Here is an 11,263-nt window from a genome sequence, read left to right as displayed (position 1 = left end):
CCGGAGCCGACCCCGTCGCTCGGCGCACTCGGCCCGGCGTCGAACGCGCCGAAATCGACCTCCGCGTCCGTCGTCGCGAGGTCGCCGTCGCGGTTCATCGTGGTCGCGTGGAGCATGTGGTTCAGCATCGCCTGGGAGAGCTGGCGTCCCCACAGCGCGTGCCGCTGGCCCTTCCAGCGCTCCTGGTACAGCTCGTCCTCCGCGTCGCGGACGACCGGACCGGGGTACTCCTGGGTGAGCTCTGCCGCGATCCGGTGGGTACAGAACCCGCCCTGGCAGTTCCCCATCGACGCGCGCGTGCGAAGGCGGACGGCGTTCAGGTCCGAACCCGCCCCCTCGATCGCGTCTTGGACCTCCGCGCGGGTAACGCCCTCACACTCGCAGACGACGGGGTTCGGGTCGCTGCCCTTCAGTACGTCGTCGGCCCGAGAGCCGAGTCGCTGGACCGACCGCCGGCCGACCGGCGACCGAAGCCCGAACTCGTCCATGTACTCGCGGAGGACGCTGAAGTCCTCCGAGCCGGGTAACGGCGCGTCTGCGGTGTCGCACTCGGCGTCGTGGTCGAGCTTCTCACAGACGTGGTCGGTGATCGACTCGGCCATCATCCGGTAGGTCGTGAGCTTCCCGCCGACGATGCTCGTCATCCCGGGCAGGTCGTCGCGCACGTCGTGATCGAGCAGGAAGTAGTCGCGCGTGATGTCGGTCGGGTCGTCGGTGCCGGTCCCCGGCGGCTCGTACAGCGGTCGGACGCCCCAGAACGAACGCAGGGTGCGAGCGTCCTTCAGCGCCGGGACGAGCTCCGAGAGCGTCTCGATCATCAGGTCGACCTCCCACTCCTCTTCCGGGTAGTCCTCGGGATCGTCTACCTCCTCGTCGGTCGTTCCGAGGATACAGGCGGTCTCGTGCGGGACGACGATATCGGCGTCCCCCTTCGGCCGACAGCGGTTGATAACGGTGTCGACCTGCCGGGTGTTCATGACGGTCATCACGCCCTTCGAGGGGCGGACCTCCACGTCGACGCCCGCCATCTCGCCGATCTGGCCCGCCCACGCGCCGGTCGCGTTGACGACGTAGCGGGCGCGGATCTCCTCGGTCGTCCCCGGTTCGCGGTGGACCCGCTTGCCCGGGCCGGAGTCGTGTTCGATCTCGACGCCGACGACCTCCCCGTCCTCGATCAGCACGTCGGTAACCGCCGCGTGGGTCTCCACGCGTGCGCCGTGTTCGCGGGCGTCGGCGGCGTTCGCCACACAGAGCCGGAACGGGTCGACCGCACCGTCGGGAACGACGATCGCCTTCTCCACGTCGCGAGCGAGGTACGGCTCCCGTCGTCTGGCCTCCTCGCCGTCGATCACCTCCGCGGGGATGTCACACGCGCGACACCCCTCCAACTTCTCCTGGAAGTACTCCTCGGAGTCCTCCGGACGCTTCACGAACATACCGCCGGTCTCCTCGACGCAGTGGCCGGCGATGTCCCGGAGGACCATGTTCTCCTCGATACACTCGCGCGCGCTTTTCTGGTCCGAGACGGCGTACCGACCGCCGCTGTGGAGCAGCCCGTGCATCCGCCCGGTCGTCCCGTGCGTGAGGTTCCCCTTCTCGACGAGGACGGCATCGAGCCCTCGTCGCGCGAGGTCCCGTATCACGCCGCAGCCGGTCGATCCCCCCCCGACCACGACGACGTCCACTTGATCGTCCATGTCATACCGCTTGGACCGGGAGCACTTTACTTTACCTCCTCCCCGGAACCGTTCGTAACTATCAGGAACGATTATTCGCCCGGGAAGGCCTCGCAGTCATGCGATTTTCTGCCGAAATACTTTTTGAGCATTGTTCGGATCCGGATTTTAATAGGAAGATTATTATGGTAGTACGTTATGTTCACGAACGGCGCGGTGGCTTCCGTAAAGATATGTCGCGGCATCGTCGCGGCCGGACGGCACCGCAGGAGGGATCCAACACATGACACAGTATGTCGGTGCGATAGACCAGGGGACGACAGGTACACGATTCATGGTGTTCGACCACAGCGGGCAGGTGGTCGCGAACGCCTACGAGAAACACGAACAGATCTATCCGGAGCCCGGATGGGTCGAACACGACGCGATGGAGATCTGGGAGAACACGAAGGACGTGATCCAGCAGGCACTCTCCCGTGCGGACATCGGACCCGACCAGCTCGACGCGCTCGGCGTCACCAATCAGCGCGAGACGACGGTGCTCTGGGACGCGGAGACCGGGCGGCCGGTACACAACGCCATCGTCTGGCAGGACCGTCGGACGACGGACCGCGTCGAGGAGCTCAAGGAGGACGGCTGGGAGGAGCCGATCCGCGATAAGACCGGACTCGAGGTCGACGCGTACTTCTCGGCGACGAAAGCCGAGTGGCTGCTCGCGAACTCCGACCCGATCAAGCTCCAGCGCTCGCGGCCCGAGGACATCGAGGACCGCGCCGCGGACGGCGAGATCCTCTTCGGCACGATCGACACGTGGCTCATCTGGAAGCTCACGGGTAACCACATCACGGACGTGACGAACGCGTCGCGGACGATGCTGTACAACATCCGCGACGCCGAGTGGGACGACGAGCTCATGGACGAGTTCGGGATCCCGGAGGCGATGCTGCCGGAGGTCAGACCGTCCTCCGACGAGGACACGTACGGCGCGACCGACGCGGACGGCTTCCTCGGCGCGTCCGTACCCGTTGCCGGTGCGCTGGGTGACCAGCAGGCCGCGCTGTTCGGTCAGACGTGCTTCGACGCGGGCGACGCGAAGAACACCTACGGAACGGGGAGTTTCTTCCTGATGAACACCGGCGAGGAGGCCGTCAAGTCCGACCACGGCCTGCTCACGACTATCGGCTTCCAGCGCTCGGGCGAACCCATCCAGTACGCGCTGGAGGGGGCGATCTTCGCGACCGGCGCGGCGATCGAGTGGCTCGAGGAGGTCGACCTCATCGACGACGCGGCCGAGACCGAGGAGCTCGCCCGCTCCGTCGACTCGACGGACGGCGTGTACTTCGTCCCGGCGTTCACCGGGCTCGGCGCGCCACACTGGGACCAGCGCGCACGCGCGACCATCGTCGGGATGACCCGTGGGACGGAGAAGTCCCACCTCGTCCGGGCGACGCTCGAATCCATCGCGTTCCAGACGCGTGACGTCACGGAGGCGATGGTGCAGGACGCGGACATCGACCTCACCAGCCTCCGCGTCGACGGTGGCGCGGTGAAGAACAACTTCCTCTGTCAGCTCCAGGCGAACATCATGGACACGGAGATCGTCCGCCCGGTCGTCGACGAGACGACCGCGCTCGGCTCCGCGTACGCCGCCGGCCTCGCCGTCGGCTACTGGGAGACGGTCGACGAGCTCCGCGACAACTGGCAGATCGACCGCCAGTTCGCCCCCGACGACGACCGCAGCGACGTCGACCGCCGGTACGGTCGCTGGAGCGAGGCGGTCGAGCGCTCGAAGGACTGGGCTCGCGACGAGGAGGACGAATAGATGAGCCTCGAGCTGCTCTCGGAGCTGGCGCTCGTTACGGATTCGCTCCTCCAAGTCGGATACCAGCCCGGCGATCCCGGGGACGTGATCGACGCCCTGACCAATCCGGGTGTCGTCCTCGGTGCCCTCGCCGGCGGTGCGTTCGGCGCCGCACTCGGTGCACTACCGGCCTTCGTCTTCACTGGCTTCCTCGTGACTGCCGGGTCACTCGGTGGTGGCGGCTTCGGCGTCGACGTCGGGTTCGGGACCGTCTTCGGACCGCACGTCTCCTTCGCCGGCGGTGTCGCAGCGGCCGGTTACGCGGCGAACAAGGGCTATATGGAGTCCGGATTCGACTTCCATAACGCGAAGGACATCACCGTCGCTTTGGGGAGTAAACCGGACATTCTTGCTGTCGGTGCCGTGTTCGGCGTCTTCGGCGTCGTGCTTGAGCAGCTGTCCCGTCAGCTCGCCCTACCCGTCGATCCGATCCCGGTGAGCATCGTGATCAGCGCGATCGTCGTCCGGGTCGTCTTCGGGTACAGCATCATCGGGAAAGTCAGCGACAAGGCGAACGGTTACTTCGATATGGGACCGTTCGAGCGCGAGGAGATGCGTGAGCCGGGCGAAGTGAAGGGCGATGGCGAGAAAGACAGTGAGGACCGCCTCGCCGTCGAGCCGTGGCTCCCGAACATGTACAAGTGGTCTCACGTCGCGGCGATCGGCTTCTTCGCCGGGCTCGCGTCGGCGGCCATCACGTACAACATGATCGGTGGCGGGCACGGTCTCATCGCCGTGTTCGCTGGCTTCGGCATCAGTGCCGCGTCGCTGCTGTTCTTGAATCTCGGTATCGGCAAGATCCCGGTCACACACCACATGACGCTCGCGGGGTCGACCGCCTTCCTCGCCGTGTGGGAGCCGGGAATCACGCAGATCACTGGCCTCGAGTCCGCGGACCTGACCGCTCCACTCCTGTTCGGTGACGGCCTGGCACTGCTGTTCGGCGCGGTGTTCGGCGTCTTTGCCGCGCTCGTCGGCGAGGCGTCACAGCGCGTGTTCTACGCCCACTCCGACACGCACTTCGACCCGCCGGCCGCCGCGATCGTCGTCTGGACGCTCGTGCTCGGACTACTGGTCGTCGCAGGACTGCTCAACTGGGGCGTCTGGATCCCCGGTACGGGGCTCTAACCCGGCCAGCAACGGGAACGGCCTTTTTTATTTATGACTCCGAAGACGGGGCGACTCATCGAGTCGGTGCTCACGGGTCGGATACTGGTGGATAGTTCCCGTCCACGCCGATGCTTACTCGGGAAGCAGTCTCGACAGCAGGAGGAATCCGCCGACTGCAACGATGGTAGCCACCACGGCTACGAGAGTCACGTCTCCGCCCACGAACCGACCCACCAGCGCGACGACGCCGCCGACGGCGAGGGCGATCCCCGCGGCACCGTGGTGATACGGTCCAGCAGTCGCTTCCTCGCTGATATCCGAGGAAGCGACGTCGGCGACAACGCGCGTTCCTACCCAGATAGATCCGAATCGGACTCCGATTCCGACGGCGATGGCAGCGACAGAGACGAACTGGATTTCGCCGATCGCCAGGAATCCGACACCGAACGCAGCGAGCGTCCCAAGGACCGCCGCAGCCTTACTTCGGTTGTTTATACGCCGGAGACCGGTGTCGGCGGGCTCGGTCGACATGGCCGTGGAAGGAGTTTCGATACGGGAATAGGTTTCTATCGGATCCCGATCCCCTTCCGTCAGCGGACGGGAGCGCTCGTCGACGGGACGTTTTTAATCCCCATGCGCGTGACTCAGGTGTATGTCCGGTCCACTCGGGTTCGAACGGAGCGACGGGAGGAACCTTCTGATCGTGGCGTCCGTCATAACCGTCGTCGTGACCGCGGTGACGGCAGGTCCGATCGCGTTCAGACTCAGTGTCGGCGTCGGCGCTGCAGTCATCAGCTCGATAGCGTTCCTCGTCTCGACGCTTCTCATCAACCGATACAAGCCGGACCACTGGTAACGCCGACCGACGGCGACTCCGGTGCCCGTTCCGTCGGCGATTCGTGTCGGTTTTGCATCAGCGACACGGAGGGACGACCGTGAACATCGACGACCGGATCGAGCGGCGTCTCGGCTATGACGCGTCCGGCGGCGTCCTCGTCGACGTCGACGCGGTCTCGCCCGTCTCCCACGTCGACTCGCCGATCGGTCGCGGGCCGGCGCTCGAACGGCTGCTCGACGCGCTCCACCCGGCGTTCTCGGGGTCGCTCCCGCCGCCGGTGTACGTCCACGGGCCGAAAGGAAGCGGGAAGTCGGCGGTCGTTTCCGCGCTGTTCGACCGGTTCGCGGCCCACAGCGGTCCACGGCGCGCCATCCAGACGTCGACGCGCGCGCCAGAAACCGGTCTGCCGGAGTTCGTGTACGTCGATCCCCGAGCCGCCCCGACGCGGTTCGGCGTCTACCACGACACGCTCGCGGCGGTGACCGACGAGGACGTCCCCGACCACGGCGTCGGCACCGACGACCTCGCCGAGTCGCTACGGGACACGGTTCGCACCGGAACGGACGTCGTAGTCGCCATCGATCACACGAACGAGCCGGACACGCCCGACGCGACCACCGTCGTCGAATGGCTGGCCGACGTGAGCGGTCACATCGTCCCGGTGTGTCTCGGGCGCGACCCACCCGACGCCATCGCGTGGGAACCGGACGTCGCCGTCCCGTTCGATCCGTACCGCCGACACGTGCTTGTCGAGCTGTTGACGAGCCGGTGTTCGACCGGCCTCGGCCGGAACGCGCTCACCCACGACCAGATCCGCGAGGTGGCCGAGTGGGCCAGCGGCGACGCCCACGACGCGCTGGCGGCGATCACGGGGGCGGCGATCAACGCGGAGCGTGCGGGCGTCTCGACGGTTCGACCGCGTGACCTCGACGCGGGGATCGACGGCGTCCCGAAACCGTGCGCCGCGTTGGGCCGCGTCCTCGCGCTCTCCGCCAGCCGGAAACGGCTGCTGTACGAGCTCGTGAGCCTCCCCGAGCGGGATCGCTCGTCGGTGAACGCCGCGACGGAGACGATCGCCTCCCGAGAGCCCGTCGAGCTGTCGGCGTCGACGGTCCGACGCGTGCTCTACGAGCTCGCGGACGCGGGGCTGCTCGACCGCGTGACGGCTGAGCGAAGCGCCGGGAAGGGGCGACCGCCGAGTCGGCTCGTCCCGCGGTTCCCGACGCTCGTGTTTCGGGAGCTGTTCGACCGCGCGGCGCGGTCGGGGTAAAGGCGCGGCCGGGGTAAGGGCGCGGTCGGTAAACAGCGGAAGACAGTTGCGTCCCCCGCCCCCGAGTGTCCGGTATGGTTCCACCCCTCGCGTTGGACATCGACGGGACGTTGACGACGCCGACCGGCCGGATCGACGGCCGGGTCTTCGAGCTCCTCCCCGACTGGGACGCCCCGGTCGTGATCGCGACCGGCAAGGCGTTCCCGTATCCCGTCGCGCTCGCGACGTTTCTCGGGCTTCCGCCGCAGGTGATCGCGGAGAACGGCGGAGTCGTCCACGTCGCTGACGAGACGACGTTCCTCGCCGACCCCGACCGACCCCGCGCCGTCGTCGAGGCGTTCGAGGAGCGGGGCGGCGAGATCGGGTGGGGCGACGACACCACGGTGAACCGGTGGCGCGAGACGGAGGTGGCGCTCTCGACCGACGCCGACGAGGCGCTCCTTCGGGAGGTCGCGGCCGACGTCCCCGACGTCGAAGTCGTCGACACCGGCTACGCGTTCCACGTCAAATCGACGTCGGTGAACAAGGGCGACGGGCTCGTTCGGGCGGCCGAGGCGCTCGAGCTCGATCCGGAGTCGTTCGTCGCGGTCGGCGACAGCGAGAACGACGTGTCGACGTTTGCCGTCGCCGGCGACGCCGACGCCGTCGCCAACGCGGACGCGGCGGCCCGGGACGCCGCGGACGTCGTGCTCGACGAGGGGTTCATGGACGGTACGGCCAGCGTGTTGGAGGCGCTGTCCGCGGGTCGGACGCCCGGAGAGTGAACCGGGTCGGATCGCCTTCGAGGCGGTGAGGCGGACTGGGCCGCACACCGCCTCGTCAGTCGTACGGATATCGACTCGTCAGTCGTACGGGTACCGGCCGGTCTCGCCGCACTCGCGACACCGAACGACGACGCGGCCGGGTCCGAGCCTGACGCGGCTGGTCTTCCCCGGCCGGAGGTACACGTCACAGCCGTCACAGGTCTTCCGTTCGAACTCGCGGGGGACGCCACAGCGGTTCCGCTCGGCGATCCGTCTGGCGAGGCGGACGTACGTCCGGGCACGGTCGTACTCGTCGTCGACGACCGCCTCCCGGGCGAGCCCGAACAGCCGGTCGATCCGTTCCGACGGGATCCCCATACCGAGTCGGCCGTGACCGCCGGGCAAAGGCGTTGCCATCGACGGTCGGCTCCAGGGTTCGACCCGCAACCCGCAGGCTTTTGAGCGGTCCGCGCGAACCCGAGGCCATGAAGGAGTCCCTGATGGACGTGATCTGCTGTCCGCTCGACAAGGGAGAGCTGGAGCTCGACATCGACGAGCGCGACGACGAGGAGATCCTGGAGGGAACGCTTACGTGTACCGAGTGCGGCGAGACGTACCCGATCGAGGACGGGATCCCGAACCTCCTCCCGCCGGACATGCGCGAGGACGAGGAAGCGGCGGCCTAACCAACGCGAGGCGGTGGCCTGACCGACGCGAGCGGAGCAGACTGCCGGAAAACCCCTCGGATGGAATAAATCTTTTTTAAACCAGGGTGTGAGGGTCCACACGTGCCGACTCTCGAAGTCGAACTGAACGGGAACGGGGTGCACCATATCGACGCTCCCGACCGGTTCACGACGACGAAACCGTTCTCGATCGCGTTGGCGAACCGCGGTCGCTCGACCCATGTCCATCTCCGGTTCGACGACACCCTGGATCGCGTCGTCACCATCGACGAGGTGAACCACTTCGTCGAGGACGAGGGAGTCAAGCGGATCCACGTCTCGAAGCGGGACGTCGACGAGCCGATCCGAGGGAAGCTCCAGGTCGTCACGGGCTACGGGTCGAACTCGGTGTACGTCGACGTGATGATCGAGCTGCCGGCCGAGGAGGCCCCGGACGAGGTCCTCGTCGACGAGCGGCTCTCGAAACCACCGGAGCGGTCACCCGCGCAACCCCCGTCACAACAGGCGGGGGCGGCGCTCGACCGGCTCATCGAACGCGGGGGGATCGCCGCACTCCTGTTGGGGTTCCTCGCGGTCGGGCTCGGGATCGCCCTCGCGTTCGCGGTCGACAGCGCGCTCGTGTTCCTCGTCGTCGGCGCGGTGTTGACGGTGACGCTCGCCGTCGCGCTGCTGCTCGTCTGGTGATCCGGCGGTCGGTTCCGTGCCGGCCGCTCCCGGCGAGCGATCCGCGCGCTTTTAAGCGTCCCGGCGGAACGAACGACCATGAGCTTCGAGAAGGAAGACGAGGTCGTTCTCCACGACAAACACAGCGAGTACGACGGCGAGTCGGGCACGATCACGCAGGTCATGGAGACGATGTTCGGCGACGCGACCTACACGGTCAGCTTCGAGGACGGACAGGAGACCGGCGTTCCGGAGGACTCGCTCGAAGCGGTCGAGGACGAGGAGTAACACGCTTTTCACCCCGCGATGCCCGAAGTCCCGTTCCACTACGTCGACCTCCGGACGTTCTCGTACGCCACCGAGGACGAGAAACGCGTCGAGGACGCCCTCCGGTCGCTGCTCCCCGAAGACGCGGAGATCGACCGGATCGAGAACGTCGGCCACCACGGGGACCGGATCGTCGTGTTGTCCGCGCGGATCGAGGTCGCCGACGGGATGCGTCACGTGCTCGACCGGCTCGCGACGCTCGAGGACCTCGACCGCGTGCTCGCGGAGCTCGACCAGCGTGTCGACGACAACTGTGCGCTGTTCTTGCGGCTCGACAAACAGGCCGCGTTCCGGGGCGACGTGGAGCTCGGTCCCGGAATAACCGTTCGCGCGAAAGTCGAGGCGTACCCCGCAAAGAAGGCGACCGCCGTCGAGAACGCCCGGGAGACGCTGGAGCGGCTCGCGGACGACGAGTGAGTCGCCGCCGGGGAAGTCACTCCCCGGCGAGCCGGTCCGTGTCGATGCTCGTTCCCGGCGGCGTGACGACGAGGAACCCGCGGAAATGCATCAGCTCCCCGCCCATGTCCTTCACCTCGCGGGCGAACCCGGCGGCGAGCTCGTTGAGGTCGCCGTCGATCGACAACACCAGCGTGTTGCCGTAGTCGACGCTTCGCACCCACTCTTCGTCGTCGGTCGTCCCGTCCAGGACGCCGAGGACGACGTCCCCACCCGCGGCGAACGCCTCGTCCATCTGCTCTTCGGCGTCCCGCAGGTCGAGGTCCCAGTCGCTCATACGCGAGGGTCGCCGGGAGCCGGCAAAAGCGTTCGGGGCTCGCGATCAGGGTGTGTTCGGTGACACGCGCTACCGGCCTCGCTGTGATTAAATGGCTCGCCGCCTAACCGGGCGTATGGAGCACACGCGACGAACCCTGCTCGCCGGGATCGCAGCCGGCGGCGTCGTCGGCGCGGCCGGCTGTCTCGGCGACGAGGGGCCGGACTCGTCCGACACCGGTCCGTACGACTGCGAGCTGGAGGAGCCGATGACCCCGGACGCCGAGTTCCGCGCCGTCATCGGCGACCCCGACGCGGACGTCGTCGTCCGGGCGTTCGAGGACTTCACCTGTGGACACTGTGCGACGTACAAACTGGATCACTTCCCGACGATCCGCGAGGAGTACGTCGACCCCGGAACCGTCCGATACGAGCACTGGGACTTCCCGATCCCGGTCGACGACGACTGGGCACACGCCGTCGCGAGCGCGGCCCGCGGCGTCGGCGTTCGCGAGGGCGACGAGGCGTTCTTCGCGTTCGCCTCGACGATCTACGAGTCACACGGGAGCTACGACCTGGAGTCGATCGGTGCCGCCGCGGAGGCCGCGGGCGACGACCCGTGTGCCGCGATGGCGGACGCGTACCACGAGAGCGCACACGGCGCGCTCGAAGCCGACCGAGAGGAGGGTGTCGCCCGCGGCGTCGGGGAGACTCCGACCGTGTTCGTCGACGGGACGCAGACCGAGAACTACGAGGCCGAAACGGTCGCCGCCGCGATCGACGACGCGCTGTAACCGGCCGGATCGACGCGGACCGCGGAACGACCAGTTATATATCCTGTCGCGGTCGGTCCTCGCCGCTTATATATCGCGCCGTGACCGTTCTCGTCACTTATATACTGACAGGCGATGGAAGGCGGAATCGTCCGGTTCCCGACGCCCCGAGCCTCGTGTTTCGATCGAGCGTCGGCCTTTTGAGGCCGCGAGCCCATTTATAAGCACATGACGACGCAGGACCGCGAGGACCGACGGCGTCTGGGTGCCGTCGTCCTCGCGGTGTTGATCTCACAGGTGCTGTTGTACCCCGGCGTTCCCGCCCTGGTCGTCGAGCTCGGCGCGCCAGCGGGGATCGACGCCGGTACCGCGTTCGTCGTCGCGGAGTTCGCCGCGTTCGTCGCGTTCGCCGTCGTCTGGGGCGTTGCGAGCGACGCGCTCGGGCGACGGATCCCGCTCGTGGTGGCGGGAGCGTTCGGCGGCGCACTCTCGTACGTCGCACTCGTGGCGGTCCCGTGGTTCGGACTGGGGTTCGAGGCCGCGCTCGCGGTCCGCGTCGTCGGCGGCGCACTGACGATCGGCGCGTTCTCGCTCGCGATCACGAC

The 11,263-nt window shown here is 67.5% G+C and carries 14 protein-coding genes and 1 pseudogene; 11 read left to right on the top strand and 4 right to left on the bottom strand.

The features are described 5' to 3' along the window. The coding region (gene glpA, locus ACFQEU_RS06510) for an anaerobic glycerol-3-phosphate dehydrogenase subunit GlpA (RefSeq protein ID WP_379780448.1) at positions 1-1,697 on the bottom strand (1,697 nt) is incomplete at its 3' end. Positions 1,698-1,959: 262 nt separating this feature from the next. On the opposite strand from glpA, the gene glpK reads away from it, so the two are divergent. Both glpK and ACFQEU_RS06500 read left to right on the top strand, forming a co-directional pair. Then, on the top strand, positions 1,960-3,498 hold the full coding sequence (gene glpK, locus ACFQEU_RS06505) for a glycerol kinase GlpK (protein WP_379780445.1): 1,539 nt from the start codon (positions 1,960-1,962) through the stop codon (positions 3,496-3,498). Next, entirely contained in the window at positions 3,499-4,665 is a 1,167-nt protein-coding gene (locus ACFQEU_RS06500) for a DUF7973 family transport facilitator (protein ID WP_379780443.1), read from the top strand. A gap of 114 nt (positions 4,666-4,779) precedes the next feature. Here the strand turns inward: ACFQEU_RS06500 and ACFQEU_RS06495 are convergent, their stop codons facing one another. Continuing rightward, positions 4,780-5,178, bottom strand: a complete 399-nt coding sequence (locus tag ACFQEU_RS06495) for a hypothetical protein (protein ID WP_379780441.1) — start codon at positions 5,176-5,178, stop codon at positions 4,780-4,782. 121 nt (positions 5,179-5,299) lie between these two features. On the opposite strand from ACFQEU_RS06495, the gene ACFQEU_RS06490 reads away from it, so the two are divergent. The 3 genes from ACFQEU_RS06490 to ACFQEU_RS06480 all read left to right on the top strand — a co-directional run bounded on the left by ACFQEU_RS06490 (position 5,300) and on the right by ACFQEU_RS06480 (position 7,519). Beyond that, positions 5,300-5,503, top strand: a complete 204-nt coding sequence (locus tag ACFQEU_RS06490; RefSeq protein WP_379780439.1) for a hypothetical protein — start codon at positions 5,300-5,302, stop codon at positions 5,501-5,503. 79 nt (positions 5,504-5,582) lie between these two features. Continuing rightward, positions 5,583-6,755, top strand: a complete 1,173-nt coding sequence (locus ACFQEU_RS06485) for a Cdc6/Cdc18 family protein (RefSeq protein ID WP_379780436.1) — start codon at positions 5,583-5,585, stop codon at positions 6,753-6,755. Between the two features lie 74 nt (positions 6,756-6,829). Then, positions 6,830-7,519, top strand: coding sequence for an HAD-IIB family hydrolase (locus ACFQEU_RS06480; protein ID WP_379780434.1), 690 nt, complete (start codon positions 6,830-6,832; stop codon positions 7,517-7,519). Between the two features lie 78 nt (positions 7,520-7,597). Here ACFQEU_RS06480 and ACFQEU_RS06475 read toward each other — a convergent pair whose 3' ends face one another. After that, complete coding sequence (locus tag ACFQEU_RS06475; protein WP_379780432.1) at positions 7,598-7,876, bottom strand: ribonuclease P protein component 4; 279 nt, start codon at positions 7,874-7,876, stop codon at positions 7,598-7,600. A 107-nt stretch (positions 7,877-7,983) separates the two neighbouring features. On the opposite strand from ACFQEU_RS06475, the gene ACFQEU_RS06470 reads away from it, so the two are divergent. The 4 genes from ACFQEU_RS06470 to ACFQEU_RS06455 all read left to right on the top strand — a co-directional run bounded on the left by ACFQEU_RS06470 (position 7,984) and on the right by ACFQEU_RS06455 (position 9,591). After that, positions 7,984-8,184: a methytransferase partner Trm112 gene (locus ACFQEU_RS06470; protein ID WP_379780430.1), complete on the top strand. Its 201-nt coding sequence runs from the start codon at positions 7,984-7,986 to the stop codon at positions 8,182-8,184. Positions 8,185-8,286: 102 nt separating this feature from the next. Continuing rightward, on the top strand, positions 8,287-8,868 hold the full coding sequence (locus ACFQEU_RS06465) for a DUF7524 family protein (protein WP_379780428.1): 582 nt from the start codon (positions 8,287-8,289) through the stop codon (positions 8,866-8,868). A gap of 78 nt (positions 8,869-8,946) precedes the next feature. Continuing rightward, positions 8,947-9,135 (top strand): DUF1918 domain-containing protein, encoded by a 189-nt coding sequence (locus tag ACFQEU_RS06460; protein WP_379780426.1) that lies wholly within the window; start codon positions 8,947-8,949, stop codon positions 9,133-9,135. A gap of 18 nt (positions 9,136-9,153) precedes the next feature. Next, positions 9,154-9,591 (top strand): RNA-binding protein, encoded by a 438-nt coding sequence (locus ACFQEU_RS06455; protein ID WP_379780424.1) that lies wholly within the window; start codon positions 9,154-9,156, stop codon positions 9,589-9,591. A 16-nt stretch (positions 9,592-9,607) separates the two neighbouring features. On the opposite strand, the gene ACFQEU_RS06450 is transcribed toward ACFQEU_RS06455, so the two are convergent. Further along, entirely contained in the window at positions 9,608-9,907 is a 300-nt protein-coding gene (locus tag ACFQEU_RS06450) for a DUF5779 family protein (RefSeq protein ID WP_379780422.1), read from the bottom strand. 115 nt (positions 9,908-10,022) lie between these two features. On the opposite strand from ACFQEU_RS06450, the gene ACFQEU_RS06445 reads away from it, so the two are divergent. Beyond that, positions 10,023-10,679 (top strand): DsbA family protein, encoded by a 657-nt coding sequence (locus ACFQEU_RS06445; RefSeq protein WP_379780420.1) that lies wholly within the window; start codon positions 10,023-10,025, stop codon positions 10,677-10,679. 207 nt (positions 10,680-10,886) lie between these two features. Beyond that, positions 10,887-11,263: pseudogene (locus ACFQEU_RS06440) on the top strand (MFS transporter); the annotation flags it as partial.

The sequence above is a fragment of the Halorubrum tibetense genome, assembly GCF_042661865.1.
GTDB classification, from domain to species: Archaea; Halobacteriota; Halobacteria; order Halobacteriales; family Haloferacaceae; genus Halorubrum; species Halorubrum tibetense.
Note: the sequence above shows the minus strand (reverse complement) of the source record. Positions and strands in the feature narration are given on the sequence as shown.

Bases quoted from the DNA above. Each gene is read 5' to 3' on its own strand.
- glpK (WP_379780445.1), top strand. From the start codon at position 1,960: ATGACACAGTATGTCGGTGCGATAGACCAGGGGACGACAGGTACACGA.
- ACFQEU_RS06500 (WP_379780443.1), top strand. From the start codon at position 3,499: ATGAGCCTCGAGCTGCTCTCGGAGCTGGCGCTCGTTACGGATTCGCTC.
- ACFQEU_RS06495 (WP_379780441.1), bottom strand. From the start codon at position 5,178: ATGTCGACCGAGCCCGCCGACACCGGTCTCCGGCGTATAAACAACCGA.
- ACFQEU_RS06490 (WP_379780439.1), top strand. From the start codon at position 5,300: ATGTCCGGTCCACTCGGGTTCGAACGGAGCGACGGGAGGAACCTTCTG.
- ACFQEU_RS06480 (WP_379780434.1), top strand. From the start codon at position 6,830: ATGGTTCCACCCCTCGCGTTGGACATCGACGGGACGTTGACGACGCCG.
- ACFQEU_RS06475 (WP_379780432.1), bottom strand. From the start codon at position 7,876: ATGGGGATCCCGTCGGAACGGATCGACCGGCTGTTCGGGCTCGCCCGG.
- ACFQEU_RS06470 (WP_379780430.1), top strand. From the start codon at position 7,984: ATGAAGGAGTCCCTGATGGACGTGATCTGCTGTCCGCTCGACAAGGGA.
- ACFQEU_RS06460 (WP_379780426.1), top strand. From the start codon at position 8,947: ATGAGCTTCGAGAAGGAAGACGAGGTCGTTCTCCACGACAAACACAGC.
- ACFQEU_RS06455 (WP_379780424.1), top strand. From the start codon at position 9,154: ATGCCCGAAGTCCCGTTCCACTACGTCGACCTCCGGACGTTCTCGTAC.
- ACFQEU_RS06450 (WP_379780422.1), bottom strand. From the start codon at position 9,907: ATGAGCGACTGGGACCTCGACCTGCGGGACGCCGAAGAGCAGATGGAC.
- ACFQEU_RS06445 (WP_379780420.1), top strand. From the start codon at position 10,023: ATGGAGCACACGCGACGAACCCTGCTCGCCGGGATCGCAGCCGGCGGC.